29 protein-coding genes are annotated in these 26996 nt (G+C 60.8%); 26 read left to right on the forward strand and 3 right to left on the reverse strand.

Annotated features, from left to right (window positions below; translation table 11 throughout):
* The first annotated feature begins 67 nt into the window (after positions 1 to 67).
* The 6 genes from FJ972_RS24850 (at position 68) to FJ972_RS24875 (ending at position 5120) form a co-directional block, all read left to right on the forward strand.
* The gene (locus FJ972_RS24850; RefSeq protein ID WP_140524704.1) at positions 68 to 1297 is read left to right on the forward strand and encodes an ABC transporter substrate-binding protein; all 1230 of its coding nucleotides are present in this window, start codon (positions 68 to 70) and stop codon (positions 1295 to 1297) included.
* A 21-nt stretch (positions 1298 to 1318) separates the two neighbouring features.
* Positions 1319 to 2290 carry a YVTN family beta-propeller repeat protein gene (locus tag FJ972_RS24855; protein ID WP_140524705.1) on the forward strand — a complete coding sequence of 324 codons (972 nt, stop codon included), beginning with the start codon at positions 1319 to 1321 and terminating at the stop codon, positions 2288 to 2290.
* 29 nt (positions 2291 to 2319) lie between these two features.
* The gene (locus FJ972_RS24860) at positions 2320 to 2763 is read left to right on the forward strand and encodes a hypothetical protein (RefSeq protein ID WP_140498197.1); all 444 of its coding nucleotides are present in this window, start codon (positions 2320 to 2322) and stop codon (positions 2761 to 2763) included.
* Between the two features lie 70 nt (positions 2764 to 2833).
* Positions 2834 to 3622 (forward strand): ATP-binding cassette domain-containing protein, encoded by a 789-nt coding sequence (locus tag FJ972_RS24865; RefSeq protein ID WP_140515148.1) that lies wholly within the window; start codon positions 2834 to 2836, stop codon positions 3620 to 3622.
* On the forward strand, positions 3619 to 4494 hold the full coding sequence (locus FJ972_RS24870; protein ID WP_140498201.1) for an ABC transporter permease: 876 nt from the start codon (positions 3619 to 3621) through the stop codon (positions 4492 to 4494). The genes FJ972_RS24865 and FJ972_RS24870 overlap by 4 nt, the downstream gene beginning before the upstream one ends.
* A complete protein-coding gene (locus FJ972_RS24875; RefSeq protein ID WP_140524706.1) occupies positions 4494 to 5120 on the forward strand; it encodes a hypothetical protein in 627 nt (208 codons plus the stop codon). The genes FJ972_RS24870 and FJ972_RS24875 overlap by 1 nt, the downstream gene beginning before the upstream one ends.
* 101 nt (positions 5121 to 5221) lie before the next feature.
* Here FJ972_RS24875 and FJ972_RS24880 read toward each other — a convergent pair whose 3' ends face one another.
* Entirely contained in the window at positions 5222 to 6154 is a 933-nt protein-coding gene (locus FJ972_RS24880) for a LysR family transcriptional regulator (RefSeq protein WP_140498205.1), read from the reverse strand.
* A gap of 124 nt (positions 6155 to 6278) precedes the next feature.
* Here FJ972_RS24880 and FJ972_RS24885 point away from each other — a divergent pair, with 124 nt between their 5' ends.
* Genes FJ972_RS24885 through gph form a run of 10 tightly spaced genes read left to right on the forward strand, consistent with a single transcriptional unit; the run spans position 6279 to position 16258 of the window.
* Positions 6279 to 7325, forward strand: coding sequence for a class 1 fructose-bisphosphatase (locus FJ972_RS24885; protein ID WP_140515144.1), 1047 nt, complete (start codon positions 6279 to 6281; stop codon positions 7323 to 7325).
* 8 nt (positions 7326 to 7333) lie between these two features.
* Positions 7334 to 8206, forward strand: coding sequence for a phosphoribulokinase (locus FJ972_RS24890; protein WP_140498210.1), 873 nt, complete (start codon positions 7334 to 7336; stop codon positions 8204 to 8206).
* Positions 8207 to 8216: 10 nt separating this feature from the next.
* A complete protein-coding gene (tkt, locus tag FJ972_RS24895) occupies positions 8217 to 10229 on the forward strand; it encodes a transketolase (RefSeq protein ID WP_140524707.1) in 2013 nt (670 codons plus the stop codon).
* A gap of 11 nt (positions 10230 to 10240) precedes the next feature.
* The gene (gene fba / locus FJ972_RS24900; protein WP_140524708.1) at positions 10241 to 11320 is read left to right on the forward strand and encodes a class II fructose-bisphosphate aldolase; all 1080 of its coding nucleotides are present in this window, start codon (positions 10241 to 10243) and stop codon (positions 11318 to 11320) included.
* Positions 11321 to 11341: 21 nt separating this feature from the next.
* Positions 11342 to 12835 (forward strand): ribulose-bisphosphate carboxylase large subunit, encoded by a 1494-nt coding sequence (locus FJ972_RS24905; RefSeq protein ID WP_140524709.1) that lies wholly within the window; start codon positions 11342 to 11344, stop codon positions 12833 to 12835.
* Positions 12836 to 12853: 18 nt separating this feature from the next.
* Positions 12854 to 13288, forward strand: coding sequence for a ribulose bisphosphate carboxylase small subunit (locus FJ972_RS24910; RefSeq protein WP_140498220.1), 435 nt, complete (start codon positions 12854 to 12856; stop codon positions 13286 to 13288).
* A gap of 7 nt (positions 13289 to 13295) precedes the next feature.
* Positions 13296 to 14234, forward strand: a complete 939-nt coding sequence (cbbX, locus tag FJ972_RS24915) for a CbbX protein (protein ID WP_140524710.1) — start codon at positions 13296 to 13298, stop codon at positions 14232 to 14234.
* 60 nt (positions 14235 to 14294) lie between these two features.
* On the forward strand, positions 14295 to 14981 hold the full coding sequence (rpe, locus tag FJ972_RS24920; protein ID WP_140524711.1) for a ribulose-phosphate 3-epimerase: 687 nt from the start codon (positions 14295 to 14297) through the stop codon (positions 14979 to 14981).
* Positions 14982 to 15002: 21 nt separating this feature from the next.
* Positions 15003 to 15560 carry a thioredoxin family protein gene (locus FJ972_RS24925; RefSeq protein WP_140524712.1) on the forward strand — a complete coding sequence of 186 codons (558 nt, stop codon included), beginning with the start codon at positions 15003 to 15005 and terminating at the stop codon, positions 15558 to 15560.
* A complete protein-coding gene (gene gph, locus FJ972_RS24930) occupies positions 15557 to 16258 on the forward strand; it encodes a phosphoglycolate phosphatase (RefSeq protein ID WP_140524713.1) in 702 nt (233 codons plus the stop codon). The genes FJ972_RS24925 and gph overlap by 4 nt, the downstream gene beginning before the upstream one ends.
* 48 nt (positions 16259 to 16306) lie before the next feature.
* Here the strand turns inward: gph and FJ972_RS24935 are convergent, their stop codons facing one another.
* Positions 16307 to 16687 (reverse strand): c-type cytochrome, encoded by a 381-nt coding sequence (locus tag FJ972_RS24935; protein ID WP_140498230.1) that lies wholly within the window; start codon positions 16685 to 16687, stop codon positions 16307 to 16309.
* Positions 16688 to 17047: 360 nt separating this feature from the next.
* On the opposite strand from FJ972_RS24935, the gene FJ972_RS24940 reads away from it, so the two are divergent.
* The 6 genes from FJ972_RS24940 to FJ972_RS24965 all read left to right on the forward strand — a co-directional run bounded on the left by FJ972_RS24940 (position 17048) and on the right by FJ972_RS24965 (position 21795).
* The gene (locus FJ972_RS24940; protein ID WP_140524714.1) at positions 17048 to 17257 is read left to right on the forward strand and encodes a hypothetical protein; all 210 of its coding nucleotides are present in this window, start codon (positions 17048 to 17050) and stop codon (positions 17255 to 17257) included.
* A 31-nt stretch (positions 17258 to 17288) separates the two neighbouring features.
* The gene (locus FJ972_RS24945; RefSeq protein ID WP_140524715.1) at positions 17289 to 18275 is read left to right on the forward strand and encodes an ABC transporter substrate-binding protein; all 987 of its coding nucleotides are present in this window, start codon (positions 17289 to 17291) and stop codon (positions 18273 to 18275) included.
* A gap of 77 nt (positions 18276 to 18352) precedes the next feature.
* Positions 18353 to 19099 carry an ABC transporter permease gene (locus tag FJ972_RS24950; protein WP_224519073.1) on the forward strand — a complete coding sequence of 249 codons (747 nt, stop codon included), beginning with the start codon at positions 18353 to 18355 and terminating at the stop codon, positions 19097 to 19099.
* Positions 19068 to 19808, forward strand: a complete 741-nt coding sequence (locus tag FJ972_RS24955; protein WP_140498534.1) for an ABC transporter ATP-binding protein — start codon at positions 19068 to 19070, stop codon at positions 19806 to 19808. The genes FJ972_RS24950 and FJ972_RS24955 overlap by 32 nt, the downstream gene beginning before the upstream one ends.
* A 34-nt stretch (positions 19809 to 19842) precedes the next feature.
* Complete coding sequence (locus FJ972_RS24960; RefSeq protein ID WP_140524716.1) at positions 19843 to 20814, forward strand: quinoprotein relay system zinc metallohydrolase 2; 972 nt, start codon at positions 19843 to 19845, stop codon at positions 20812 to 20814.
* 117 nt (positions 20815 to 20931) lie between these two features.
* Positions 20932 to 21795 carry a quinoprotein dehydrogenase-associated SoxYZ-like carrier gene (locus tag FJ972_RS24965; protein WP_140515257.1) on the forward strand — a complete coding sequence of 288 codons (864 nt, stop codon included), beginning with the start codon at positions 20932 to 20934 and terminating at the stop codon, positions 21793 to 21795.
* A gap of 52 nt (positions 21796 to 21847) precedes the next feature.
* Here the strand turns inward: FJ972_RS24965 and FJ972_RS24970 are convergent, their stop codons facing one another.
* The gene (locus FJ972_RS24970; RefSeq protein WP_140498241.1) at positions 21848 to 22201 is read right to left on the reverse strand and encodes a hypothetical protein; all 354 of its coding nucleotides are present in this window, start codon (positions 22199 to 22201) and stop codon (positions 21848 to 21850) included.
* An 812-nt stretch (positions 22202 to 23013) separates the two neighbouring features.
* Here FJ972_RS24970 and FJ972_RS24975 point away from each other — a divergent pair.
* The 4 genes from FJ972_RS24975 (at position 23014) to FJ972_RS24990 (ending at position 26909) form a co-directional block, all read left to right on the forward strand.
* Positions 23014 to 24789 carry a methanol/ethanol family PQQ-dependent dehydrogenase gene (locus FJ972_RS24975; RefSeq protein WP_319023031.1) on the forward strand — a complete coding sequence of 592 codons (1776 nt, stop codon included), beginning with the start codon at positions 23014 to 23016 and terminating at the stop codon, positions 24787 to 24789.
* Positions 24790 to 24965: 176 nt separating this feature from the next.
* Positions 24966 to 25490, forward strand: coding sequence for a c-type cytochrome, methanol metabolism-related (locus FJ972_RS24980; protein WP_140515133.1), 525 nt, complete (start codon positions 24966 to 24968; stop codon positions 25488 to 25490).
* Entirely contained in the window at positions 25462 to 26355 is an 894-nt protein-coding gene (locus FJ972_RS24985; RefSeq protein WP_140524717.1) for a substrate-binding domain-containing protein, read from the forward strand. The genes FJ972_RS24980 and FJ972_RS24985 overlap by 29 nt, the downstream gene beginning before the upstream one ends.
* A complete protein-coding gene (locus tag FJ972_RS24990; RefSeq protein WP_140524718.1) occupies positions 26352 to 26909 on the forward strand; it encodes a PQQ-dependent catabolism-associated CXXCW motif protein in 558 nt (185 codons plus the stop codon). The genes FJ972_RS24985 and FJ972_RS24990 overlap by 4 nt, the downstream gene beginning before the upstream one ends.
* Positions 26910 to 26996 lie beyond the last annotated feature (87 nt).

Below are 26996 nucleotides of genomic sequence, written 5' to 3' on the forward strand. Positions count from 1 at the left end.
GGCACCTGGACTTAGCGCTGCTCCGACACCCGTCGGACCTCAGCGCAAGAATGGGTAATTACTATCGATGACGAGCGCGGTGCCGGGCACTCTCGCCGCCTTTTTGTGCTTTTTTTCCCTGACCGTCAACGCTCCGGGCGCGATAGCCCAGGAAGCGGCGGCGAAGCCGGAAAAAAAGGTCACTGAAATCAAGATAGGGTATTTGCGGGCCTACGCGCCGCAATTGACGCTTTCCATGCTCGACCTGCCGCCGCGTGATGAAGGTGTCGCCGGCGCCACTGTGGCAATCGGCGATAACAACACCACCGGAAAATTCACCGACCAGAAATTCAGCCTCGACGTGACCGAGATCAAACCCGAAGCCGACGCGGTTCAGGCATTCGAGGACCTGATCGCCAAAGGTGACCACTATGTCGTCGCAGACCTCTCGGCCAAACAATTGCTGTCGATCGCCGATATAGCCCGCGACAAGGGCGTGCTGATCTTCAACATCGGTGCCACCGACGATAGCCTGCGCGAGGAGGACTGCCGCATCAATGTTTTTCATATCGCGCCGACGCGCAGCATGCTTGCCGATGCGCTGGCGCAGTATCTCATGGTGAAGAAGTGGCCGAATTGGGTGCTGCTCTACGGCTCGCATGAGCAGGACCATCTCTACGCCGACGCGTTGCGCCGCGCGGCAACCCGTTTCGGCGGCCAGATCGTCGCCGAGAAGGAATTCAAGGACACCGGCACGGCCAGGCGTACCGACACCGGCGCCACGCAGATACAGCAGCAGATTTCCGTATTCACGCAGGATCTGCCGGAGCACGACATTGTGCTTGTCGCCGACGAAAGCCAGGTGTTTGGCACCTACGTGCCCTACCGCACCTGGACGCCGCGGCTGGTCGCCGGCACGGCCGGGCTTGTTGCATCGTCGTGGCATCCCGCCAGCGAGCAATGGGGCGGCATCCAGATGCAGAGCCGCTTCCTGAAGACGACGAGCCGACGGATGCTTTCCAAGGACATGTCGGCGTGGACAGCAGTGCGTGCCGTCGGCGAAGCCACCACGCGCACCAAAGGCGACGATGCCAAAAAGATCAGTGACTACATCCGATCGGGCGATTTCTCGGTTGCCGCCTTCAAGGGACAGAAGCTCACCTTCCGCAAATGGAACCTCCAGCTTCGCCAGCCGATCCTGCTTGGCGACACCAAGTCGGTCGTGTCGACATCACCGCAGGAGGGCTATCTCCACCAATTCTCCGAACTCGATACGCTTGGTATCGATCAGCCGGAAACGAAATGCGTTCTCAAGTAGGGCCAAAGGGGAGGAATTTGCGTGCAGACACGAGCTTGTGCATTCGCCATTCTCGCGGCCGGCCTCACGGCCAGCCCGGCATCGGCCTATACGGCCTACGTTTCCAACGAGAAGGACAACACGATGACAGTCGTCGACACGGCCACCATGCAAGTGGTGAAGACCGTCGAGGTCGGCCAGAGGCCACGCGGCATCACCATCTCGCATGACGGCAAATTCGTTTATCTTTGCGCCAGTGATGACGACACGGTCGAAATCATCGACACCGCGACGCTGCAAATCGTCGGCACGCTGCCATCTGGCCCCGATCCCGAATTGTTCGTGCTCTCGCCTGACGGCAAGACGCTCTATGTCGCCAATGAGGACGACAACCTCGTCACCGCCATCGACGTCGAGAGCAAGCAGGTCATGGCCGAGATTCCAGTCGGCGTGGAACCGGAAGGCATGGGTATCAGCCCTGATGGCAAGACCATGGTCAACACCTCGGAAACCACCAGCATGGCGCATTTCATCGACACTGGCACCCACGATGTAACCGATAACGTGCTGGTCGACACGCGCCCGCGCTTTGCCGAATTCAAGCCGGACGGCTCGCAGGTCTGGGTCAGCGCCGAAGTGGGCGGCACCGTCAGCGTCATCGATAACGCCAAACGCGAAGTGGTGAAGAAGATCCAGTTCGCGATTCAGGGATTGCGGGCTGAGACCATCCAGCCGGTAGGCATCGCCATCAGCGCCGACGGCAAGAAAGCCTATGTCGCGCTCGGCCCGGCGAACCATGTCGCCGTGGTCAATACCGACACCTTCGAGGTCGAGAAATACATCCTCGTCGGCCAACGCGTCTGGCACCTGGCCTTCACACCCGACCAGAAAACGCTGATCACCACGAATGGCAACTCCAACGACATCACGTTCATCGATACGGCGACCGACGAGCCGGTCCAATCGCTCACCGTGGGCCAGCAGCCTTGGGGTGTGGCCATTTCGCCCAAATAGCAGACATTGATCATGGGGAGGATCGCGACATGAAATTTCGCCATAGATTTATCTTCGCCGCGCTCGCCGGATTTGTGCTTGCTCCGATCGGCGCAAGCGCGGATGACGCAACGCCAAAACCATCGCGTGCCAGCAAGAACCTGCCGGAATTGATTATCGGCTCGGCCGATTCCACCTATGCCGTCAATCAGAAGGATTTCGAGCTGATCGCCGGCCAAGGCTATCGCTGGAAGATCACCTCCAAGGGCGGTTTCGAATACAAATTCGTGACCGACCTGTTCCGCAATGTGTGGATGGACCAGATCGTCATCGACGATCTGGAGGTGCATATGGACGGCGGACCGGCCTGGCTGGAATTCGACGACGCGGGAACGATCCAGGTGCAATTCCACACAGTTCGCCCCGGCGAGTATACCTGGTCGGTTCCCGACCTCGCCGACAAGGGCCTGAAGGGCAAGATCACGATCAAGTGAGACCAAAGGAAATCAGGCGCTCTAGATAGCAGTGCGTCCTGCCAACGCGTCCTGAAGGAGCGATCCGGGCATGCAGCATGTGAGGACAAGCGGACCGGGAGACGAGGCGGCGGCGCTCGACGTCAGTGCCGTCAGCCACTCCTATGGACCGAAGCGGGCACTCAACGAGGTCTCGTTCTCGATCTTGCCGGCGACGTTCACCGTCCTGCTCGGCCTCAACGGGGCCGGCAAGACAACGCTGTTCTCCCTGATCAGCCACCTCTATGACACGCGTCACGGGTCGATCCGCATCTTCGGCCACGACATCCGCAGCGCTTCGGGCGAAGCTCTCAGACGGGTCGGCATCGTGTTCCAGGCGCGCACGCTCGACCTCGATCTCAGCGTCTATCAGAATCTTTCCTACCATGCCTCGCTGCATGGCATTGGCGGACGCGAAGCCCGGCAGCGCATCGCCGCGCTGCTTGACACAGTCGACATGCAGGGCCGCCAGCATGACAAGGCACGCAGCCTCTCCGGCGGTCAGATGCGGCGCATCGAGATCGCCCGGGCGCTGCTTCACCGACCTTCCCTGCTCCTGCTTGACGAAGCGACCGTCGGCCTCGACATCGAGTCGCGTGCTGGCATCCTCGCCACCATCCGCAAGCTCGTCGAAACCGATGGTATCGGCGTGCTCTGGGCCACGCATCTGATCGATGAAGTCGACGATACCGATCATGTCGTCGTGCTGCGGCGGGGTGACCTGGTCGCCAGGGGCAAGGTGTCGGATGTCGTCCAGGCAAATGGAGGAAATTCCATTCGCGATGCCTTTTCGAAGCTCAGCCGCATCGACGCGGCAGGCATGGCGGAGACATCGTCATGAGCGCTCCTGCGATGCCCGGAAAAGTTGTCGGCATCAAACCGGTAGGGTCTGAACCATTCGGCCTCCGCCACTATCTCATTTGCCTGAAAGGCATCGTCCTGCGCGAGTGCCTGCGCTTCCTGCACCAACGCGAACGGTTCATTTCCTCACTGGTGCGGCCGCTCGTCTGGCTGTTCATCTTCGCCGCCGGCTTCCGCCAGGTGCTCGGCGTGTCGATCATCCCTCCTTACAAGACCTATGTGCTCTACGAGGTCTACATCACTCCGGGTCTGTGCGGCATGATCCTGCTGTTTTCCGGCATGCAGTCTTCACTGTCGATGGTCTACGACCGCGAGATGGGCAACATGCGCATCCTGCTGGTCAGCCCATTTCCGCGCTGGTTCCTGCTGGTGTCGAAGATGTTGGCCGGCGTGGCCGTATCGATCGTGCAAGTCTACGCATTTCTGATCGTCGCCTGGTTGTGGGGCGTCAGGGCGCCGCCGCTCGGCTATCTCTACGTGCTGCCGGCACTGTTTCTGTCGGGCATGATGCTTTGCGCGCTCGGCATGCTTTTGTCGTCCATGATCAAGCAACTCGAAAACTTCGCCGGCATCATGAACTTCGTTATCTTTCCAGGCTATTTCGCGTCTCCGGCGCTGTATCCTTTGTGGCGTATCCAGGAGGCAAGCCCCCTGCTCTACAAGATCTGCCTCGCCAATCCGTTCACCTATGCCGTCGAACTGATCCGCTTCGCCTTCTATGGGCAGATCGACTGGCTGTCGCTGGGCGTCGTCGCCGGTTGCACGCTGTTGTTTCTGGGCGGCGCCATCATTGCGTACGATCCTTCGCGCGGCCTGATGACCCGCAAACAGGACACGGGAGGAAACGGCTGATGGCGCGAATGAGACTTGTGCACACCCTGGTTCTGGTCGCCATGCTTGTCCCGATGGACGCCAGGGCGGCAAACACCGATCCCGACTGGCCTTGCATGCAGCGCAAGGTGCCGCAGCTCTCGCTCGGCCAGATCTGGAATGGGCCGGAGCTTCCCCCGGCGGCGAAGGATTGGTCGAAGGATTCGGGCGTCTCCGCGCTGGTCGAGGCGGTGGCGGCCCGACGGACGCCGATTGCCGAAGCCCAGAAGGAGATCAAGGACTTCGTGGCTTCTCTGCCGGCGGAGCAGGTCGCACCAAAGATGGCGATGCTGGTGCAGGGAATGTTCGATCACATGGACGCCGAGCGTTCGCACGTGATTTCCGGCATTTCCCGCTATGCCCACAAACAGCTCGAAATGGCGGCTGAATTGCGCAAGGAAGCATCCGACGTCGACGCCCTACGTGCCAAAGCCGACGCCGATCCGGACGAAGTCGAACGGCGAACCGACCAGTTGAATTTCGCGACGCGCATTTTCAACGAACGTGTCCAGTCGCTGACCTATGTCTGCGACGTGCCGACGATAATCGAGCAGCGGCTCTATCAATTGTCCAGGACCGTCTCGGAAACGCTCGGTCGGAAGAAATAGACCTTCAGTCGACCTTGCGACGGATTTCACGTCTCTTGGCAGGCGACACGTCCGGCGTCTCGCTCCGGTCGATTCCGAACGCCATCCGTCGGTCATCCCGCTCAGGAATCGGGATAAAGCTTACCGAACAGGGGCAGATACATCGCGCCCTTGCGCATCAGGAAATCGTTGAACGTAGCCATGGCCGGCGAGATTGCGTGATCGGTTCGTATCACCGAGAACCATTGTCGGCGGATCGGCATGCCGACAACGTCGAGGATGACGAGCCGGCCAGCTTCCGTTTCCGCGGCGATGGTGTGGGCAGAAATGAAGGCGATGCCCAGACCAGCCATCACCGCCTGCTTGATCGTTTCGTTCGAGCCCATCTCGACACCGAGTTCGTCGATGCGGCCAGGCACGTCGCTCAGGAATATTTCCAGCGAGATGCGGGTTCCGGAGCCGGGCTCGCGAATAAGGAAATGCTCCTCGGCAATGCGCTCTTTGGAGATATCGCGCGCCGCCGCCAGCGGGTGTTCGGGCGGCGCGATGATGACCAGCGGGTGGTCGCCGAAGACCGAAGCACGCACCGGTACCTCTTTCGCCGGGCGCCCCATCAGCGCGATGTCGATGTCGTGATTCTTGAGGTTGTCGATTGTCTGGGCACGATTGCCGATGGCAAGCCGCATGTCGATGTCGGGATGTTCCTTCATGAACGCAGCCATCAACCGCGGCGCGAAATACTTGGCGGTGGAAACGACGCCGAGCCTCAAGCTACCCGTACGAACGCCCTTGATGGCGTCGATCTTGTCTTCGAGCAGACCGAGATGCTCCTCGATAGCTTGCGCTGCCTCAACGACGGCCAAACCTGCGGCAGTGGGACGCATGCCGTCCGACGTCCGGTCGAACAGAGCCAGTTGGAATTCTTCCTCCATTTGCCGCAACTGAATTGTCAGTGCTGAAGGAGACAGACCTAACGCCTTGGCCGCACTCACAATTTTTCCGTGCCTGATGATGGCCTGGATGGTCTTGAAATGCTTGAGCGTGAGGTTTCTCATGTCTCATGCTAAATTATTTTTAGTACCAACGTAAAGTTATTGAATTTTACTTATCAAGTGTCGTTTGTTTTCATTCCCCCGATCCAGCCGATCCGAGGAGACGCGGCTGGATCGGGAGGTTACGATGCCAGCGGCAACGCTCGACGCTTTTCTGAACTCCTATCTCGGCCAGCCGGACGAACTTCGCTCCGCGGTCGTAACGACTGTCCGTCAGCTGACACAGGCCGCCAGCAAGATCCGCAATACCATCAATCAAGGTGTGCTCGGCGCCGCCTTTGCCGGGACCCGTGGCGCCAACGCCGACGGCGATGTCCAGAAGGATCTCGACGTCTTCTCCGACGACATCTTCCTCGACGCCATGCGCCACGCTCCGGTCGCGCTCTACGCTTCCGAGGAGCTGGAGCAGCCGGTCCTACTCGACAGGCAAGCACCACTCGCCATTGCCATCGACCCGCTCGACGGCTCTTCCAACATCGACACCAACGTGTCGATCGGAACGATCTTCTCGCTCCTGCCCGCAACTGGCGCGCCGGATGCCGATCCGGCCGCCTCTTTTTTGCAGGCGGGCGTGAATCAGCTAGGCGCCGGTTTCTTCATCTATGGGCCGCAGTTGGCGCTCGTCCTGTCGCTCGGCAGCGGTACGCATATCTTCGTCCTGTCGGCCAGGCTCGGCACCTTCGTCCAGGCATACGAGAGCCGGATCATTCCGCAACGCACCCAGGAGTTCGCCATCAACGCCGCCAACTACCGGCACTGGGACGAGGCCGTGCGGCTCTATGTCGACGACTGCCTGGAGGGCACCGAAGGACCGCGAGAGAAGGATTTCAACATGCGCTGGATCGCCTCCCTGGTCGCCGACTGCTACCGCATATTGATGCGCGGCGGCGTGTTTCTCTACCCCGGCGACCGGCGCAAGGGCTACGGTCAGGGACGGCTGCGCCTGGTCTACGAGGCCAACCCGATTGCCTATCTCATAGAACAGGCTGCCGGTGCGGCCACCGATACGATCAACCGCATCCTGGACATCGAACCCGACAGCCTGCACCAGCGCGTGCCGATGGTCTTCGGGTCGGCGCGGGAGGTCGCGCGCGTCACCCGCTACCACACCGAGCCGAGCAACATCGGCGAACGAGCGCCGCTGTTCAGCCGCCGTGGCCTCTTCAGAGCCTGAGCAGCACCATGTCAGCCAAGCACCCCATCATCACCATCACCGGCTCGTCGGGCGCCGGCACCACTTCGGTCAAGCGTATCTTCGAGCTGATCTTCCGGCGCGAGAACATCGAGGCCGCGTTCATCGAAGGCGACGCATTCCACCGCTACGACCGCGCCGCGATGAAGGCAAAGGTGGCCGAAGAGGAGAAGGCCGGCAATCCGAACTTCACCCACTTCCATGCCGCGGCCAACGAACTCGGGATTCTCGAAGAGGTGTTCGCGGAATACGGCCGCCGGGGATCCGGAAGAACCCGCACCTACATCCATGACGAGGAAGAGGAAAAGCAGTACGGCACGCCACCGGGAAGCTTTACCGAATGGCGCGAGTTCGGTCCCAGCGACCTGCTCTTCTACGAGGGGCTGCACGGCTGTGTCGTCACCGACACGATCAATTTGGCGAAGCATGCGGATCTCAAGATCGGCGTCGTGCCGGTCATCAATCTCGAATGGATCCAGAAGATCCATCGCGACCGTTCGACACGCGGCTATTCCACCGAGGCGGTGATGGACGTGATCCTGCGCCGGATGCCCGACTATGTCCGCTACATTGTCCCGCAATTCTCGCAGACCGCCATCAATTTCCAGCGCGTGCCGATCGTCGATACGTCCAACCCCTTCATCGCGCGCTGGATTCCGACGCCTGACGAATCGATGCTGGTTATCCGCTTCGCCAATCCGCGCGGCATCGATTTTCCCTATCTGCTGTCGATGATCCACGACTCGTTCATGTCGCGGCCAAATTCCATCGTGGTGCCAGGCAACAAGCTCGACCTTGCCATGCAGCTGATCCTGACGCCGCTCATCCTGCAATTGATCGAACGCAAGAGCCGTGTGTCGTGAGGAGGACGCCATGACCAGCCAAACAGCACTAAAGCCTGCCGCCGCCGCCGCCGTCGTCTCGGAGCTCGACATGGCGAACGCCATTCGCGTGCTGGCGATAGACAGCGTCCAAAAAGCGAATTCGGGACACCCCGGCATGCCGATGGGCATGGCCGATGTCGCAACGGTGCTGTTCAACCGCTTCATTAATATCGATCCTTCCAGGCCGGGCTGGCCCGACCGTGACCGTTTCGTACTTTCAGCCGGCCATGGCTCGATGCTGCAATACGCGCTGCACTACCTGCTCGGCTATGAAGACATGCAGATCGAGGAGTTGCAGCGGTTTCGGCAACTGGGCAGCCGCACGGCCGGACATCCCGAATATGGCCACGCGCTTGGTGTCGAGACCACCACCGGCCCGCTCGGACAAGGCATTTCCACGGCGGTCGGAATGGCGCTGGCGGAGCGCATGCTTGCTGCCCGCTACGGTGCCGATCTGGTCAACCATCATACCTATGTGATTGCAGGCGATGGCTGCCTGCAGGAAGGCATCAGCCACGAGGCGATCGACCTCGCCGGCCACCTGAAGCTTTCCCGCCTGATCGTGTTCTGGGACGACAATGCGATCTCCATTGACGGGCCAACCTCCCTGTCCACGTCGATGGACCAGCCGGCGCGCTTCAAAGCCGCCGGCTGGGATGTCCAAACGGTCTCCGGCCACGACATGGAAGCTGTCGCCGCGGCTATCGAGGCGGCGCGGCAGTCGGATCGACCGTCGCTGATTGCCTGCCGCACTGTAATTGGCAAGGGTTCCCCCAATCTCGGCGGTTCGGAGAAGACGCATGGCGCGCCGCTGGGCGAAGCAGAGATCGCCGCGACCCGCGAGAACATTGGCTGGACCTTCGCGCCGTTCGAGGTGCCTGACGACGTGCTTTTCGCCTGGCGCGAAATTGCCGGCCGCGGCGAAGCGATGCGGGGCGCCTGGGAGCAGCGGCTTGCCGCCTCGCCGCAGCGAGGGGCCTTCGAGAACGCGGTCGCCGCCAGACTGCCCGACGCGGTCTTCGAAGCGCTCGATGCCTTTCGGCGAGGGCATGTCGAGAAGGCAACCAAGGTGGCAACGCGAAAAGCTTCCGAAATGGCGCTGGAGGTCATCAACGGCGCCACGGAATTGACCGTCGGCGGCTCGGCCGATCTGACGCACTCGAATCTGACGATCACCAAGGGCATGAACCGCATTGCGCCGAGCGACTATGCCGGCCGCTATATTCACTACGGCATTCGTGAACACGGCATGGCCGCCGCCATGAACGGCATCGCACTGCATGGAGGCTTCGTGCCCTATGGCGGTACGTTCCTCTGCTTCGCGGACTATGCGCGTGGTGCGATACGGCTCTCATCGCTCATGGGCCAGCGCGTCATCTACGTGATGACGCATGATTCCATCGGCCTCGGCGAGGATGGCCCGACGCATCAGCCGGTCGAGCACCTGGCGATGCTGCGTGCCACGCCGAACCTCAATGTCTTTCGCCCAGCGGATATCATCGAAACGGCGGAATGCTGGGAACTTGCGCTGAAGAGCAGGGATCGGCCGAGCGTGCTGGTGCTGTCGCGCCAGAACCTGCCGATGCTGCGTGAGGCGCACAGCGACGCGAACCGCTCCAGCCAGGGCGCATACATCCTGCGCGAGCCAGCCAGGCACCGCGCCGTCACCCTGATCGCAACCGGCTCGGAGGTCGAGATCGCGGTTGCCGCCGCCGAAAGGCTGGAGACCGAGCATGGCGTCGCCGCCGCGGTCGTCTCGATGCCATGCTGGGAGCTTTTCGAGGAGCAGGAAAGCGCCACCCGCAAGGCCGTTCTCGGCTCCGCGCCGCGCGTCGCGGTCGAAGCGGCGGCCCGGCTGGGCTGGGACCGCTGGGTCGGCGAGACGGGCGCTGTCGTCGGCATGGCCGGTTTCGGCGCCAGCGCCCCTGCCCCCGATCTGTACCGGCATTTCAACATAACGTCCGAAGCGGTTGCTGCGGCGGCGCTGAAGCTCATCATCTAGGAGGACCCACAATGGCCCGCATCACCCTTCGCCAGCTTCTCGACCATGCCGCCGAGCACGGCTACGGCGTCCCTGCATTCAACATCAACAACATGGAACAGGGCCTCGCAATCATGGAAGCGGCCAAAGCCTGCGACGCGCCTGTCATCATCCAGGCCTCACGTGGGGCCCGGTCCTACGCCAACGACGTCATGCTGGCCAAAATGATGGAGGCATTGACTGAAATGCATCCGACCATTCCGCTGTGCATCCATCAGGACCACGGCAACGACGAGGCCACCTGCCTTTCCGCGATCCGCCACGGCTTCACCTCGGTGATGATGGACGGATCCCTGATGGCAGATGCCAAGACGCCGGCAAGCTATGCCTACAACGTCGCCGTAACCGAACGAGTCACACGCATGGCGCATTTGGTCGGGGCTTCCGTCGAAGGCGAACTGGGCGTGCTCGGATCGCTGGAAACCGGCCAGGGCGAGGCCGAGGATGGCCACGGCGCCGAGGGCGCGCTCTCCCACGACCAACTCTTGACCGATCCCGATCAGGCGGTCGACTTCGTGGCCGCAACCCAGGTGGACGCGCTGGCGATCGCCTGCGGCACCTCGCACGGCGCTTACAAATTCACCCGCAAGCCGGACGGCGACATACTGGCCATGCAGGTGATCGAGGCGATCCACGAGAAGCTGCCCAACACGCATCTGGTCATGCATGGCTCTTCCTCCGTGCCACAGGAACTGCAGGACATCATCAACAAATATGGCGGCGAGATGCCCCAGACCTTTGGCGTCCCGGTGGAGGAGATCGAGCGCGGCATCCGCTACGGCGTGCGCAAGGTCAACATCGACACCGATTGCCGCATGGCCATGGCCGGGCAGTTCCGCCGCGTCGCGACGGAGAATCCGCGCGAGTTCGATCCCCGAAAATTCCTGAAGCCCGCCATGGACGCCTTGCACGATCTTTGCCGAGACCGCTTCGAGCGTTTCGGCACGGCGTCCAACGCCTCGAAGATCAAGGTCATCGCCATGGACGAGATGGCCAAACGTTATGCCGCGGGAAAACTCGCGCCCCATATCGCAACCGCGAAAGCCGCCTGAGCAACAAACAGGAGACCTGTCATGAACAAGATCGATATGCTGCCAGCGGGTACGCTCAAGGAAGGCAAGGAACGCTACAAGTCGGGGGTCATCCCTTACAAGAAGATGGGCTACTGGGAGCCGGACTACAGGCCCAAGGAGACCGATCTGATCGCGATGTTCCGGATCACGCCGCAACCCGGCGTCGACCACGAGGAGGCAGCGGCCGCCATCGCCGGTGAATCCTCAACCGCGACTTGGACCGTGGTGTGGACCGACAGGCTGACAGCCTGCGAGCTCTACCGCGCCAAGGCGTTCAGATCCGAGCCGGTTCCAAACACCGGTCCCGGCACCAAGACCGAGCAACAGTACTTCGCCTACATTGCCTACGACCTCGACCTGTTCGAGCCGGGCTCGATCGCCAACCTGACCGCATCGATCATCGGCAACGTGTTCGGCTTCAAGGCGGTCAAGGCGCTGCGACTGGAAGACATGCGTATCCCGGTCGCGTATCTCAAAACTTTCCAGGGACCCGCAACCGGCATCGTGGTGGAGCGTGAGCGGCTCGACAAGTTTGGCCGTCCGCTGCTCGGCGCGACGACGAAGCCGAAGCTGGGGCTGTCAGGCCGCAACTATGGCCGCGTCGTTTACGAGGCGCTGAAGGGTGGCCTCGACTTCGTCAAGGACGACGAGAACATCAACTCGCAACCCTTCATGCACTGGCGCGACCGCTTCCTCTACTGCATGGAGGCGGTGAACAAGGCTTCAGCTGCCACCGGCGAGGTCAAGGGCCATTATCTCAACGTCACCGCCGGCACGATGGAGGAGATGTACGAGCGCGCCGAATTCGCCAAACAGCTTGGCTCCTGCATCATCATGATCGACCTCGTCATCGGCTACACGGCGATCCAGTCGATGGCCAAGTGGGCACGCCGCAACGACATGATCCTGCACCTGCACCGCGCCGGCAACTCAACCTATTCGCGCCAGAAGAACCACGGCATGAATTTTCGCGTCATCTGCAAATGGATGCGCATGGCCGGCGTCGACCATATCCACGCCGGCACTGTGGTCGGCAAGCTGGAAGGCGACCCGCTCATGATCAAGGGGTTTTATGACACGCTGCGCGAGGAGCGCACGCCGCAGAACCTCGAGACCGGGCTGTTCTTCGATCAGGACTGGGCCTCACTAAACAAGGTGATGCCCGTCGCCTCGGGCGGTATCCATGCCGGCCAGATGCACCAGTTGATCCATTATCTCGGCGAGGACGTCATCCTGCAGTTCGGTGGCGGCACGATCGGCCATCCCGACGGCATCCAGGCAGGCGCGACGGCCAATCGCGTTGCATTGGAAGCGATGATCCTGGCCCGCAACGAGGGACGCGATTATCTGCGCGAAGGAACCAAAATCCTCGAACAGGCGGCCAAATGGTGCGCCCCGCTGAAGGCTGCCCTGGAGACCTGGAAGGATGTCACCTTCAACTATGAATCGACCGACACGGCCGACTTCGTGCCAACCGCAACGCCCAGCTTTTAGAAGAAAGGAACCGTCGCCATGATGACCAATCCGGGAAACAAGGTCACGCAGGGACAGTTCTCGTTCCTGCCCGATCTCACTGATGAGCAGATTTCGGCGCAGATCAAATATGCGCTGAAGAACCACTGGGCCGTCAGCGTCGAGTACACGGATGATCCGCACCCGCGAAACACCTACTGGGAAATGTACGGCAACCCGATGTTCGACTTGAGAGACCCGGCGGGCATCCTGCTTGAAGTCAACGCTTGCCGGAAAGCCTGTCCGAACATGTATGTCCGGGTAACCGCCTTCGATTCGACCAAGGGATGGGAAGCGCCGCGCATGTCGTTCATCGTCAACCGGCCACCCAGCGAACCCGGGTTCCGGCTGCTGCGCCAGGAGCGTGACGGCCGCAGCCAGGGCTATTCGATCGTGCCTTATGCCACCGACAGGCCCGAGGGCGAGCGGAGCTAGCTGAGCCATGCTGGACACGATAGCAAAAGGCGCAGCCGCGCAGGACGAATTGGTTGATCTGCAGGCCGAGTTCGAAGCGTCCAGCATCGACGAGGTGATGGATAAGCTTGACCGCGAACTCGTTGGACTGAAGCCGATCAAGAACCGCATCCGCGAGATCGCGGCCCTTCTCCTGGTCGACCGGCTTCGCCGCAAGTTCGGACTGACCTCGGGCGCACCGACACTGCATATGAACTTTACGGGAAATCCCGGCACGGGCAAGACCACCGTGGCGCTGAGGATGGCCGAAATCCTGCATCGACTCGGCTATGTCCGCGAAGGCCACCTGGTCGCGGTGACGCGCGACGATCTCGTCGGCCAGTATGTGGGCCACACCGCACCCAAGACGCGCGACGTGATCAAGCGTGCCATGGGCGGCGTGCTTTTCATCGACGAGGCCTATTATCTCTACAAGCCCGAGAACGAACGCGACTACGGCCAGGAATCGATCGAGATCCTGCTGCAATGCATGGAAAACAACCGTGACGACCTGGTCGTGATCCTTGCCGGCTACAAGGACAAGATGGATCGTTTCTTCGACAGCAATCCCGGCATGCGTTCGCGCATCGCCCACCACCTCGATTTTCCCGACTACGGCGTCAGTGAGCTGAAATCGATCGCCGAGATCATGCTGGCGGAGCAGAATTACCGCCTCAGCGAGGCGGCCGCTCAGGCGCTCGAAGAGTATCTTCCGATCCGCATGAGGCTGCCGCATTTCTCCAACGCGCGCTCGGTGCGCAATGGGCTGGACCGGGCGCGGCTTCGTCAGGCCAACCGGCTTTTCGCATCGCGAAACCGTGCCCTGACCAAGGCAGACCTTATCACCATCGAGGAATCCGATATCCGCGGCAGCCGCGTATTCGCGGAAGGGAAGCTCGAAGGCGAACCGGAGACGAAGACGCGCTGAGGCGAAGCCGGCTGGCGGGCGGCGACCCGACACGGAAGACAGAAATTGGAGACGACGACCATGGTCACCAGGACAATCATCGCGCCCTCCGTGCTTTCCGCGGATTTCTCGCGGCTCGGCGACGAGGTCGAAGCTGTCGTTCAGGCGGGCGCCGACTGGATCCATCTCGACGTGATGGACGGGCATTTCGTGCCCAACATCACCTTCGGTCCGCCGGTCATCAAGGCGATCCGTGGCCGAACGGACAAGATCTTCGACTGCCATCTGATGATCGCGCCGGCCGACCCCTATCTGGCCGCCTTCGCCGATGCCGGTTGCGACATCATCACGGTGCATGCCGAGACTGGACCGCATCTCGACCGCTCATTGCAGGCGATCAGGAATCTTGGCAAGAAGGCCGGGGTGTCGCTCAATCCGTCGACGCCGGAGAGCGTCATCGAGTATGTGCTCGACCGGCTCGATCTGGTGCTGCTGATGACGGTCAATCCAGGCTTCGGCGGCCAGGCCTTCATTTCAGCGGTCATCGAGAAAGTCAGACGGATCAAGGCTTTGGTTGGCCATCGCCCGATTGACATCGAGATCGACGGCGGAGTCACGGCCGAAACCGCCCCGCTGGTCACCGCGGCTGGCGCCAACGTACTGGTCGCCGGTTCGGCTGTATTCAAGGGAGGCACCGAGGCAGCCTATCGTGCCAATATCGGCGCCATCAGACAGGCGGCCGATGGCGCGATCCGGAAAGCCGCGTAAACCGTTGTCGGGGAGACGAACATGGCTGCGGTCCCACCTGTATGCGATTTCGGCTGGCCCGCCATCGATGCCGTTTTGCCCGGCGTCGACGGCACGTCGCATTCCATCTTCGGTCACGCCGGCCCGAATGGCCTGGTCGTGGCCTTCATCTGCAATCACTGCCCTTATGTGAAGGCCGTGATCTCTCGCATCGTGCGCGACGCCAATGACCTCAAGGCCGAAGGCATCGGCTTCGTCGCGATCAACTCCAACGATGCCGACACCTACCCGGACGATTCCTTCGACCACATGAAGCGCTTCGCCATGACGAACGGCTTCAGCTTCCCTTACCTGCACGACGAGGCGCAGACCGTAGCGCGCGACTACGCAGCGGTGTGCACTCCCGATTTCTTCGGGTTCAACAGCGAACTGAGACTGCAATATCGCGGCCGGCTGGACGCGTCGCGACGCGAATCCGGACCGCTCGGGCTGCGACGCGATCTGTTCGAGGCGATGAAGCAGGTTGCTCGAACCGGGGATGGTCCGTTCGACCAGATCGCCTCGATCGGCTGCTCGATCAAGTGGAAGGATGCTGCATGAATGTCGGCGCAGGTAGGTCGCTTCGACCGCCGAAGGCGATCCTGTTCGACCTCGACGGCACACTGGTCGATTCGGCGCCTGATATAACGGCCGCCGTCAACGAGTTGCTGGCCAGCCGCGATCTGCCGCCGTTGCGCCTGGACCAGGTCAAGGCCATGATCGGTGGCGGCGTCAGGAAATTGGTCGAGCGGGCCTTCGCGGCGTCGGGAGCGCCGCTCGTCGGCAACGCGCTCGATGAGGCCAACCGCGTCATGGCACCGATCTACAGCCGACATCTGACCGGCCTGACAAGACTGATGCCTGGCGTCAGGGAGGTTCTCACACACTTCTACGCGAAGGGAATGGCCATGGGCGTGGCGACCAACAAACCGCAGTTGGCGACTCGCGAGATCCTGCTGCATTTCGGACTGACGGAATATTTCCGTGCGATCATTGGCGGAGACGCGGTGACATGCCTGAAACCCGCGCCCGATGCCCTGCTGCTGGCGCTAGCCCAGCTTGGAGTCGACCCCTGTGACGCGCTGCTGATCGGAGACAGTGGCGCCGATGCAGGCGCCGCACGCGCCGCCGGCATGCCCGTCATTCTGCTGCGCGGCGGATACACCCATTTTCCGGTTGAAGAGCTTGGCGCCGACCAGGTTTGCGACAGCCTTTTCGACCTGCCTGCGGCGATGCAGGGGCTGCAAGCCGGTGCTTGATCGGGGCGAACGCCGGCCGGACGCAAGTTCGAACGGCCGGCGGCGCCGCTATTTAGAGAATTGCTTCAAATAGGCGATGACGTTGGCGATGTCTTGGTCCTGCTTGAGGCCGACGAACGCCATCTTCGTTCCTTTGACCATGGCCTTGGGATCGCGAAGGTAAGTCGTCAGCGTGGGTTCGTCCCATTTGACGCCGGACTTGCCTGCCGCGACCATCGCTTGGGAGTAACTGAACCCCGGGTGTGTGCCAGCCGTCCGGCCGATGACGCCGTTCAACGACGGGCCGACCTTGTTCTTGTCCTGGTCGGCGACATGGCAGACCTTGCATTTGGCGAAGACCTTCTCACCCGCCGCGGCATCCTGTGCCTGGGATTGGCTTGTGATGAAGGACACAGCAAACACGACTGCGAAAAATGCGATTGCGCGCATGGCATTTCCTCATGGATCGTCTGGGTGCCCTGGACGATTTTGCGCATGCCGATCTTTCATCCATTGGCATGCACCTTACGCGGTGGGGTGGAGTATCCGCTTTCCCTTTGTGAAGCGGCGCCGCGCGAATCGAAAAGCTAGTTGGCGTGGGGTGAAAGTCAATCGTATAAAGGTATAGAGGCTTGGGTACCCAGGGTACCGGTATTCGTCTTTGTTGACGGCTATCGGGCGAATGCGTAGCTTCAAGACATCCGGTTTCTCCACTGGCACCTCGGGAATCCGGCAACTGGCGATTTTGTCCAGGCTCCTCATTGGGCCGGACCAGTCGAGACAGGCGTCCCGGAGCGCAAGAGGTGCTAAATGGATATGGTCGATCTCATATTAACGGTGTGCCTCAGCACCAATCCGGGCAATTGCCGAGACGAACACCTCTATTTCGAGAGCCGCGGCTCTCTGCTCCAATGCATGTTCCTTGCACCCAGCGAGATCGCGAAATGGTCTCAGGAACACCCGACCCTCAAGGTCATGCGCTGGAAATGCGCATTTCCGAGCAAGGAACGATCGATCTGATTGACGTCCTGGAGCCCAGGGAGAAGGTGTCATGATGATTTCACGGCGCAACACGCTGCGTCTGGCGGTTCTCGGCACAGTTGCTGCTCTCGCCGCCAGGCCTGCCTTTGCAGCAGCCAGGATTCGCATCGGTGTCCTGAAGTTTGGAACCGTGAGTTGGGAACTCGACACGTTGACGGAACACAAATTCGATGTGGCGAACGGGATCGATCTGGAGATCATCGATTTCGCCGGGGAGGACGCGACCAACGTCGCCTTGCTGGCCGGTGCGATCGACATGATCGTCTCCGACTGGCTGTGGGTCTCGCGCCAACGGTCGGAAGGCGGCGACCTCACATTAGCCCCCTATTCGACCGCCGTGGGGGCGATCATGGTGAAGGAGGGGTCGCCGATCCAGACGGTCGCCGACCTCAAGCACAGGAAGATCGGCGTCGCCGGCGGCCCGCTCGACAAGAGCTGGCTCCTGATACAGGCTCTGACCAGACGCGACTACGGGATCGACCTGTTGGCAACCAGCGACATCATCTTTGGCGCGCCACCGCTGATTTCGGAAAAGGCCATGCAGGGCGAACTCGATGCGGTGCTGAATTTCTGGCATTTCTGCGCCCGTCTCGAGGCCAACGGCTTTCGTCGATTGATGGGCGTGAACGATGCGACGCGTGAGCTCGGCGCCTTGGGACCTGTGTCGGCACTCGGTTACGTCTTCCACGACCAATGGGCGAACGAGAACCCGGAGGCCGCCAGGGGCTTCGTCAGGGCCTCCGCGCAAGCCAAGGACCTGCTGGCCAGATCCGACGAGGAGTGGCTGCGCCTGGCGCCGATCATTCGCGCGGAAGGCAAAGAGCTGGAAAAACTGCGCGACCGCTACCGCCAAGGCATCCCCAGGCGGGCGGTCGCCGAGGAAGCGGCCGACGCCGGCAAGCTCTATCACGTGCTGGCGGCGATCGGTGGCGCGAAGCTGGTCGGCAGCGCGCCCGAGATGGCGCCCGGCACATTCTGGCAGGACCGCACGGAATGACCGCACCGGAAACCAGCAACGGCACGCGAGGTGCCCCGACGAGCATGTCCGGGCGATCCAGCTTGGCGACAACGCTGATGCCCGCGCTGACCGTGGCGGTTTCCTTGCTCGGGCTTTGCCTGCTGTGGAGCCTTGCGGCGAGTGTCTGGCGGAGCCGTGCCCTCCCGGGGCCGGGACAGGTCTGGCAGGTGCTCCTCAGGGAGGCTGCGAGCGGCGACCTCTTCTATCATCTCGGCGCGACCCTCGGCCGGGTCGCCGCGGCATATATCGTCGCGATGATCATAGGATCGGTGATCGGCGTTCTGCTCGGCAGCTATCGTCGCGCCGACCGCTTTTTCAACCCATGGGTAATTCTATTCCTCAACATCCCGGCGCTGGTGGTCATCGTCCTCGGCTACATATGGTTCGGCCTCAACGAGGCGGCGGCGATCGGCGCGGTGGCGGTGAACAAAATCCCGAATGTCGTGGTGACGATGCGTGAGGGCGCCAGGGCGCTTGATCCGAGCTACGCCGAAATGGCCACTGTCTATCGCTTCGGTCCTCTCGATCGCATCCGCCACATCCTGCTGCCGCAATTGCAACCCTATCTTGCCGCCGCGTCACGATCCGGCATCGCCCTCATCTGGAAGATCGTCCTGGTCGTCGAACTGCTCGGCCGGTCGAACGGCGTCGGCTTCCAAATCCATCTCTATTTCCAGCTCTTCGACGTCGCCGCCATTCTTGCCTACACACTGGCTTTCGTGGCGGTGATGCTCGTCATCGAACTTCTTTTGGTGCAACCCGTTGAACGACATGCAACCCGTTGGCGCCGTCGTCCCGCTTAGGGTCGATATCGCTGAAAAGACTTTCAGGTCCGCGCAAGGCGTCTCGATCACGGCGCTTCAGGACCTTTCCTTCGAGGTCCGGCAAGGCGAGTTCGCCTGCTTGCTGGGACCGTCGGGCTGCGGCAAGACCACGACACTGCGTATCCTGCTTGGATTGGACAAGGATTTTTCCGGATCCTTCCAGTTGCCGCAAGGAGGCTCCAACCGCATTGCGGCCGTGTTCCAGGAGCCGATCTTGCTGCCGTGGCGAACGGTGGAGCAAAATGTCAGGTTGGCCTTGCCGAAAAGCTTGAGAACGAAGAATCTTGACGGGCTCTTTGAAACTCTCGGCCTCGCCGGCATGCGTTCTCTCTATCCTGCGGAACTGTCGCTCGGCCTTGCGCGCAGGGCAGCACTTGCCAGGGCCTTCGCTACCGAGCCGGCGATGCTTGTCCTGGACGAACCCTTTGTCTCGCTCGACCACCAGACCGCCGAGCGGCTTCGTCACCTGCTTCTGTCGGTATGGTCGGCACGACCCACGACCGCCTTGATGATAACGCACGATCTACGCGAGGCGCTGATGCTGTCGGATCGCATCATCGTGCTCGCGCCGCGACCAGCACATGTGCTCGGCGTGTTCGACGTGCGGTTGCCTCGGCAACATCGCAATTCACAGGTGATGAGTGACCTTCTGCGGTCGTTCCGGCAAAGGTTCCCGGGCGTCACCTGAACGCCCTGATGGCGAATGCATATCGGAGGACCCCATGTCGATTGATCGGCTACGACGCAGGGTTATGAGTGGCTTTGCCTGCACCGCCGTCAGCGCTGCCTTGCTGCCATGCTGCCTCGGACGAGCCGCCTTGGCCGCGGCTGGCAGCCTGCGGTTCTCGGTTGGCCAAATCGCCGACGGCGTCTTCGCCTTTCAGGGCGTGGATGAATTGATGACCGCAACAAACGACGGTGCCATCTGCAATCTGGGCGTCGTCGTCGGCACCGACGCGGTTGCCGTCATCGACAGTGGCGGCAGCCTGACCGAGGCGCACGCCTTGCTCGCCGCGATCGGAAAGATAACCGCAAAACCGGTTCGCTTCCTGATCAACACCCACATGCATCCCGATCACATTTTCGGCAATGCGGCATTCCGGGAGATCGGCGCGACCATTGTTGGCCATCGCAATTTGCCGCGTGCCCTCGAGGCGCGTGGTGCGTTCTATCTGCACAATTATCGCGAACAGGTCGGCGAAGCGCTTATGAACGGAGTCGAGATCGTTTCGCCGGCGATGCTGGTCGATGATCGCCTGGAACTCGATCTCGGGGGGCGCATGCTCGAACTGCGGGCATGGAAGGCTGCGCACACCGACAACGACCTGACCGTCTTCGACCCCGAGACCAGCACGCTCTTTGCCGGCGATCTCGTGTTCATGGGCTCCTTGCCGACGCTCGACGGATCGCTGCTTGGCTGGCTCCGCCAGATGGATGCGCTCGCCGCGATCAGCGCCGCGCGCGTCGTTCCGGGTCATGGTCCGGTGCCGGCCGACTGGCCGCAGGCGCTGGCAGGAGAACGGCGCTATTTCGAGATTCTGGCGCGCGATATCCGCAAGGCGATCGCCGACGGGACGCCGCTCCGAGAGGCCGTCAAAACCGCCGCCGGAAGCGAACGGGGCAAATGGCACCTGTTCGACGACTACAATGAGCGCAACGCAACGGCTGCTTTTGCTGAACTCGAATGGGAATAGACCACACCGACATGCGCCAGAGATCATGAAGTGGGGCGATTTGCCAACGCGTCGTCAAAGGCATATTCTAAACGCCAGCCTGGGCACCACCTCTGTTGCATTGGTGGAGGCATCGAAATGCAAAATCACGCTTACGCGAGCAGGCAGTTCGCCTTGTCGCTTGCACCATTCTTGGCCGCAATCATCTTGACCATCGGTACGCTGTTCGGCGTCTCCTCAGCCGCCAACGCACAGCAAACAACGGCTTCTTCGGAGAAGATCTGGGAAGACTTGAAAGGCGACGTGTTCGGCGACCGAGCTATTCTGGTCGATACCGGCGTGGTCAGGATCGAAGCGCCAAAGCGGGCGCAAGATGCCGCCATCGTGCCTGTCGACATCTATGTCGACCCAGCCAAGGCGCCGGACGGCATCAAATCCGTGACCTTGATCATCGACGCCAATCCTGCGCCGGTGGCGGCAACGTTCCAGATCGGCAAGGACGCCGGGGTGACACATCTGTCGACACGCGTGCGCGTCAACGATTATTCCTATTTGCGTGCCATAGCGGAGACTCAAGGCGGCCAACTCCACATGGCTCAGACCTTCGTCAAGGCGTCAGGCGGCTGCTCCGCCCCTGCGGTCAAGAACCAGGACGAGGCCATGGCGACGATGGGGCAGATGAAGTTGCGCCAGTTCCCACCCCAAGAGACGATGAGCAAGGCAGAGGAGTTGCAGTTGATGATCCGCCACCCGAACAATTCGGGCCTGCAGCGGGATCCACTGACCCAGTATTTCATTCCCGCGCATTTTGTTCAGAAGCTGTCGATCTCGCAGGCCGGCCGGCCGATCCTCTCGATGGAAGGTGGAATATCGATTTCGGAAGACCCCAATTTCCGATTCGATTTCACGGCGCACGGCAATGGTGAAATCCAGGTCGAAGCGATCGACACGGATGGCAAGGTATTCCGCAATCAGTGGCCGCTGGAGAAAACGGGGCTCTGAAGTCTCGAAATACGGTATGCCGCACTGCCACCGCGATGGGCACGCTTGATCTTTAGAAGCAACGCACGTCGGCTTCAGACTGCGCACGCTTCAGCTCTGTACGGGCTGCCTTCGCCGGTGCGCTTTCGCGAAACAGCCCCGCGTTTTCCCCCGTCGTCAAAGACATGCTCTTGAAGGTCTCAGCCGTCTCATAGTGGTCGTAGGGAAGGATCGAGGCGATGACGTCGATCGAGCAGGAACAGCTTTCCAGCGCCTGACGCGTCTGGCCGTTCGTTCGCATGCAGCCGAGCACGTAGTCGACAACCGTTACTGTGGGATAGTCTCCGGCAGCACCCGCCGGGTTTGCGATGGCCAGTGTCGCCGTGAAGAGCAGCGGCAAGGTCGAAAATCCAACATATCTGATCATGAGAAACCTCCGGTTGGTCCGGGTTCGATGCGCCCGGACGAGATCGGCGTGCCAGTTGGCAACGCGCCGTAAAGCCAGTCAAGCACCCATGGGTTCCGTATACGACCAAAGGAGGAAAGGGCTGTCCACGAGCGATAGCTATGGATGACGACTTGATCACCGGCTCCGCGCCCAGGCTCCCGCGACCGCTTCGTATCTCGCTCAATATCGGAGAACGACGAGACTTTTTACATGCCATCCAAGATGGGCAGCGATAAACATTAGCAAATAACCTCGGTGTATATTAAAATCAAAAGACCGACAGTAAGACTATTTTAGTACGGTTCTCGGTCACCGCGGGAGCGTAAAACACTTCATATTAATCTTGTAGTTCTGTTCATTTCTGTATATTGCAGTGCATCATTTAGAATATTGCGGTGCAACAATGCACTAGGCCTTTTTTGCTTGCCTAGCCTTTTGGGATGACATAGCCTTTCCCTGTTTCCGGCTTCAAGGGCGTCACCGTCATTAGGGAGCGGCGACAGTCTTTCGTAGGCCAAAGTGAGGTGGGCAGTAACGGTGCCCTCTGCACATCTGGCTTAGGTCGTGACACGCTGCCGGAAATATTTCCCCCCCGTGAATCGCTTGGGCGAGCCCTTGTGGGCCTGACAGTCGATTCATCACTGTGAACCCCGGGAGGAATTCGGATGCGTGTACTTACGAAAGCTACGTATATTCTAACCACTGCGGCGTTTCTGTCGCTCGGCGCGGCCTATACGGCGTCGGCCAACGAGGATCTTGCAAAGCTCGCTTCGGATGCGAAGAACTGGGCGATGCAGACGGGTGACTACGCCAACACCCGCTATTCCAAACTCAACCAGATTACTGCGGATAATGTGAAGAACCTGCAGGTCAAATGGACCTTTTCCACCGGCGTGCTGCGCGGGCATGAGGGTGGACCGCTGATCATCGGCGATGTGATGTATGTCCATACGCCCTTCCCAAACAATGTCTTTGCGCTCGACCTCAAGAATGACGGGAAGATCCTCTGGAAATACGAGCCCAAGCAGGATCCGAATGTCATTCCGATCATGTGTTGCGATACGGTCAATCGCGGTGTTGCCTATGGTGACGGCAAGATCATTCTCAATCAGGCCGACACCACGGTCGTCGCCCTCGATGCAAAGACCGGCAAGGTCGTCTGGTCGGTCAAGAATGGCGACATGACCGACGGCGGCAAAGGCGAATCCGGCACGGCTGCCCCCGTCGTGGTCAAGGATAAGGTACTCATCGGCGTGTCCGGCGCCGAGTTCGGCGTTCGCGGCTGGCTGGCCGCCTACAATCTGAAAGACGGCAAACTTGCCTGGAAAGCCTATTCGGAAGGTCCCGACGCCGACACCCTGATCGATCCCGAGAAAACCACCCAGCTGGGCAAGCCGGTAGGCAAGGATTCCGGCACCAACACCTGGGAAGGCGAGCAATGGAAGACAGGCGGCGGCACGACATGGGGATGGTATTCCTATGATCCCAAGCTGAACCTGGTCTACTACGGCACCGGCAATCCCTCGACATGGAACCCGGTCCAACGGCCTGGCGACAACCGCTGGTCAATGACGATCATGGCCCGCGATGCCGATACCGGTGTTGCCAAATGGCTCTACCAGATGACCCCGCATGACGAATGGGACTATGACGGCATCAACGAGATGATCCTCGTCGATGGCATGGAGGTCAATGGCGCCAAACACGACGTGCTGGTGCATTTCGATCGTAATGGTTTCGCCTACACCATGGATCGCGCCACCGGCGAGCTTCTCGTCGCCAAGAAATACGATCCAGCGGTGAACTGGGCGACGGAAGTCGTCATGGACCCAAAGAGCGAACAGTATGGTCGCCCGCAGGTCGTGGCGAAATATTCGACCCAGCAGAACGGCGAAGACACCAACTCGACGGGTATTTGCCCGGCGGCGCTTGGAACGAAGGATCAACAGCCAGCTGCCTATTCGCCGAAAACCGGCCTGTTCTATGTTCCGACCAACCATGTCTGCATGGACTATGAGCCGTACAAGGTAAGCTACACCGCCGGTCAGCCTTATGTTGGCGCCACAGTGTCGATGTACCCGGCACCTGGCGGCGACGGCAGCATGGGCAACTTCATTGCCTGGGATGCGGCCAAGGGCGAGATCGTCTGGTCGAAGCCTGAGAAGTTCTCCGTGTGGTCGGGCGCGTTGGCGACAGATGGCGACGTCGTCTTCTACGGCACGCTCGAAGGCTACATCAAGGCGGTCGATAAGGACGGCAAGGAACTTTACAAGTTCAAGACCCCGTCCGGCATCATCGGCAACATCACCACGTACGAGCATGACGGCAAGCAGTACATCGCCGTTCTGTCCGGCGTCGGTGGGTGGGCAGGTATCGGTCTGGCAGGCGGTCTGCTTTCGCCTGACAACGCTGCTGCCTGGCATGGCGCCGTCGATCAGGGCCGTGCGCAAGGGGATCAGTCCGCGGTCGTTGGTACCGCTGGTCTGGGTGCCGTCGGCGGCTACGCGGCACTTGCCGACTATACGACGCTGGGCGGTCAGCTCACCGTCTTCGGTCTCCCGGACTGACGGGCGGGGAACCTTAAGCACGCCTCAGGTCTTGTTGGACCGGAGGTTTGAAAAACGAGAGCCCGGATCATCCGAAACCATGGCCGGGCTCTCGATGCGGTTGCACCCCCGACACACCGATCAATGCCGGCCACGGCAGCAAAACCGTGTCCACGGCAAATGAAGGAAGCGTTTGAATGTCCGTTCGCATTGTAATTTCGGCTTTCGTCCTGGCTCTGCTGCCTCTGGCAAGCTCAGGCGTGGCGTGGGCCGAGGACAGCATGGAAAAAGCCAAGGCGGTGAAGCAAGAAGGCGGCAAGTATTTGGATGCGGATGGAAATCCGACCTACAAGATCGAGAACGGAACCGTCGACTGGTACACGTTCAGCGGCTACCGCCGGTATCACTCCGATTGCCATGTCTGTCACGGACAGGATGCGACAGGTTCGAGCTACGCGCCGGCCCTGGTCAACAGCTTGAAAACCATGGACTACGCCACGTTCCTCTCGATCGTCGCCGAGGGCCGCAAGAATGTCGGCGGCGGCAAGGAAAACGTCATGCCTGCCTTTGGCGACAACAAGAACGTCTATTGCTACCTGGACGATCTCTATGTCTACCTGCGCGCGCGCGCCGATGGTGCGGCGCCACGCGGCAGGCCGCCCAAGCACGAAGACAAGCCGCAGGCGGCGAAGGATGCCGAAGCATCCTGCATGGGCGGATGACATGAACGGCTGCGGTGCATTGAAGCTGCGCGTCGTTCTGCCGATTCTCGGCGCACTGGCCTTGTTGCCATCGAACGCGCAGGCGCAAGGCGCCGGCCTCGGCGCGGCGGGAGAACTGGTCGATCCCGACATTCTGCGCGTCTGCGCCGATCCTTCGAATATGCCCTTCACCGACAAGAGCGGCGAAGGCTTCGAAAACAAACTCGCCGAACTGGTAGCCGCGAAAACCGGACGGAAGTCCGTCGCCTATACCTGGTTTCCACTTGTCACCGGCTTCGTTCGCAACACGCTGGGAGCGAACCGATGCGACATCATCATGGGCTATGCCCAAGGCGATGAACTGGTGCAGAACACCAACGCCTATTATCGCTCCACATATGTGCTGGTCTACCCGAAGGGCAACGATATGGAGGGCGTCGAAACGATCGAGGATCCCAAACTCACGGGCAAGACGATCGGGGTTGTCGAGCGCACGCCGCCAACCGCCAACATGGCCGCCAACAAGCTTCTGCGGACCGCCAAGATCTATCCGCTTGCGGTGGATACGCGTGTCACCCCCTCCATGGGGGAGGTCATGATCAAGGACATGCTGGCCCACAAGATCGACGCGGCGGTCCTGTGGGGACCGATGGCAGGCTACTATGCCAAGCAACTTGGAGCCGATGTGGCGATTGTTCCGCTGGTAAAGGAAAAAACCGGCTCGCGCATGTCCTACCGCATCACCATGGGCGTACGTCCGTCCGACCAGGAATGGAAGCGGACGCTCAACCGGGTGATCAGGGAAAACCAGGCGGAGATCAACAGGCTCCTGCTGAGTTACAACGTGCCGCTGATCGACGAACACGACAATCCGATCACCCAATGAAGGGAAAGGCTGTTTTTTTGCTGGTCGCTGCGAGCCTTATGGGTCTGGCCGAACCGACGCGGGCTGGCGAGATCGCCGAACCCAGGGGGTATCGGATGGACGACTATCGGGCGCCGGTGCCGCCGACGCTGCAAGGCGCCAGGGTGGTGACGACGGCGGAAGCTGAAGCGCTGTGGCGAGCGAAGAAAGCAGTCTTCTTCGACGTGATGCCGAACACGCCCAAGCCGACCAATTTGCCGGCAGGAACGATATGGAGAGATAAGGTTAGAAAGGACATTCCAGGCAGTACATGGCTGGCCGACGTGGGATACGGCGCTATTCCGCAAGAGACCGCCAGCTATTTTCGCCAAGGCCTCGAAGCCAAGGCCGGCACGGACAAATCGCGAGCGATTCTGTTCTATTGCATGACGAATTGCTGGATGTCCTGGAATGCCGCCAAACGGGCGATCGAGTGGGGCTACAGTTCGGTAATCTGGTATCCACTCGGGGCCGATGGGTGGGAAGGTGCAAATCTTCCGCTGGAGGTGAAAAGACCATATGAAACGAACAATTGAAGGAAGGTTATGCAATTATTCCCGGTAGTTTTGCTTTTCGATTTTTCAAAACCTACTTTTTCGTTTGTCCATTTTGAGACGTGATGG

It is taken from the genome of Mesorhizobium sp. B2-1-1, assembly GCF_006442975.2.
Taxonomy (GTDB): Bacteria; Pseudomonadota; Alphaproteobacteria; order Rhizobiales; family Rhizobiaceae; genus Mesorhizobium.

Excerpts from the sequence above, each read along its gene's own strand:
- FJ972_RS24850 (WP_140524704.1), top strand. The coding sequence starts at position 68 with ATGACGAGCGCGGTGCCGGGCACTCTCGCCGCCTTTTTGTGCTTTTTT.
- FJ972_RS24860 (WP_140498197.1), top strand. The coding sequence starts at position 2,320 with ATGAAATTTCGCCATAGATTTATCTTCGCCGCGCTCGCCGGATTTGTG.
- FJ972_RS24865 (WP_140515148.1), top strand. The coding sequence starts at position 2,834 with ATGCAGCATGTGAGGACAAGCGGACCGGGAGACGAGGCGGCGGCGCTC.
- FJ972_RS24870 (WP_140498201.1), top strand. The coding sequence starts at position 3,619 with ATGAGCGCTCCTGCGATGCCCGGAAAAGTTGTCGGCATCAAACCGGTA.
- FJ972_RS24875 (WP_140524706.1), top strand. The coding sequence starts at position 4,494 with ATGGCGCGAATGAGACTTGTGCACACCCTGGTTCTGGTCGCCATGCTT.
- FJ972_RS24880 (WP_140498205.1), bottom strand. The coding sequence starts at position 6,154 with ATGAGAAACCTCACGCTCAAGCATTTCAAGACCATCCAGGCCATCATC.
- FJ972_RS24885 (WP_140515144.1), top strand. The coding sequence starts at position 6,279 with ATGCCAGCGGCAACGCTCGACGCTTTTCTGAACTCCTATCTCGGCCAG.
- FJ972_RS24890 (WP_140498210.1), top strand. The coding sequence starts at position 7,334 with ATGTCAGCCAAGCACCCCATCATCACCATCACCGGCTCGTCGGGCGCC.
- tkt (WP_140524707.1), top strand. The coding sequence starts at position 8,217 with ATGACCAGCCAAACAGCACTAAAGCCTGCCGCCGCCGCCGCCGTCGTC.
- fba (WP_140524708.1), top strand. The coding sequence starts at position 10,241 with ATGGCCCGCATCACCCTTCGCCAGCTTCTCGACCATGCCGCCGAGCAC.
- FJ972_RS24905 (WP_140524709.1), top strand. The coding sequence starts at position 11,342 with ATGAACAAGATCGATATGCTGCCAGCGGGTACGCTCAAGGAAGGCAAG.
- FJ972_RS24910 (WP_140498220.1), top strand. The coding sequence starts at position 12,854 with ATGATGACCAATCCGGGAAACAAGGTCACGCAGGGACAGTTCTCGTTC.
- cbbX (WP_140524710.1), top strand. The coding sequence starts at position 13,296 with ATGCTGGACACGATAGCAAAAGGCGCAGCCGCGCAGGACGAATTGGTT.
- rpe (WP_140524711.1), top strand. The coding sequence starts at position 14,295 with ATGGTCACCAGGACAATCATCGCGCCCTCCGTGCTTTCCGCGGATTTC.
- FJ972_RS24925 (WP_140524712.1), top strand. The coding sequence starts at position 15,003 with ATGGCTGCGGTCCCACCTGTATGCGATTTCGGCTGGCCCGCCATCGAT.
- gph (WP_140524713.1), top strand. The coding sequence starts at position 15,557 with ATGAATGTCGGCGCAGGTAGGTCGCTTCGACCGCCGAAGGCGATCCTG.
- FJ972_RS24935 (WP_140498230.1), bottom strand. The coding sequence starts at position 16,687 with ATGCGCGCAATCGCATTTTTCGCAGTCGTGTTTGCTGTGTCCTTCATC.
- FJ972_RS24940 (WP_140524714.1), top strand. The coding sequence starts at position 17,048 with ATGGATATGGTCGATCTCATATTAACGGTGTGCCTCAGCACCAATCCG.
- FJ972_RS24945 (WP_140524715.1), top strand. The coding sequence starts at position 17,289 with ATGATGATTTCACGGCGCAACACGCTGCGTCTGGCGGTTCTCGGCACA.
- FJ972_RS24950 (WP_224519073.1), top strand. The coding sequence starts at position 18,353 with ATGCCCGCGCTGACCGTGGCGGTTTCCTTGCTCGGGCTTTGCCTGCTG.
- FJ972_RS24955 (WP_140498534.1), top strand. The coding sequence starts at position 19,068 with ATGCAACCCGTTGGCGCCGTCGTCCCGCTTAGGGTCGATATCGCTGAA.
- FJ972_RS24960 (WP_140524716.1), top strand. The coding sequence starts at position 19,843 with ATGTCGATTGATCGGCTACGACGCAGGGTTATGAGTGGCTTTGCCTGC.
- FJ972_RS24965 (WP_140515257.1), top strand. The coding sequence starts at position 20,932 with ATGCAAAATCACGCTTACGCGAGCAGGCAGTTCGCCTTGTCGCTTGCA.
- FJ972_RS24970 (WP_140498241.1), bottom strand. The coding sequence starts at position 22,201 with ATGATCAGATATGTTGGATTTTCGACCTTGCCGCTGCTCTTCACGGCG.
- FJ972_RS24975 (WP_319023031.1), top strand. The coding sequence starts at position 23,014 with ATGCAGACGGGTGACTACGCCAACACCCGCTATTCCAAACTCAACCAG.
- FJ972_RS24980 (WP_140515133.1), top strand. The coding sequence starts at position 24,966 with ATGTCCGTTCGCATTGTAATTTCGGCTTTCGTCCTGGCTCTGCTGCCT.
- FJ972_RS24985 (WP_140524717.1), top strand. The coding sequence starts at position 25,462 with ATGCCGAAGCATCCTGCATGGGCGGATGACATGAACGGCTGCGGTGCA.
- FJ972_RS24990 (WP_140524718.1), top strand. The coding sequence starts at position 26,352 with ATGAAGGGAAAGGCTGTTTTTTTGCTGGTCGCTGCGAGCCTTATGGGT.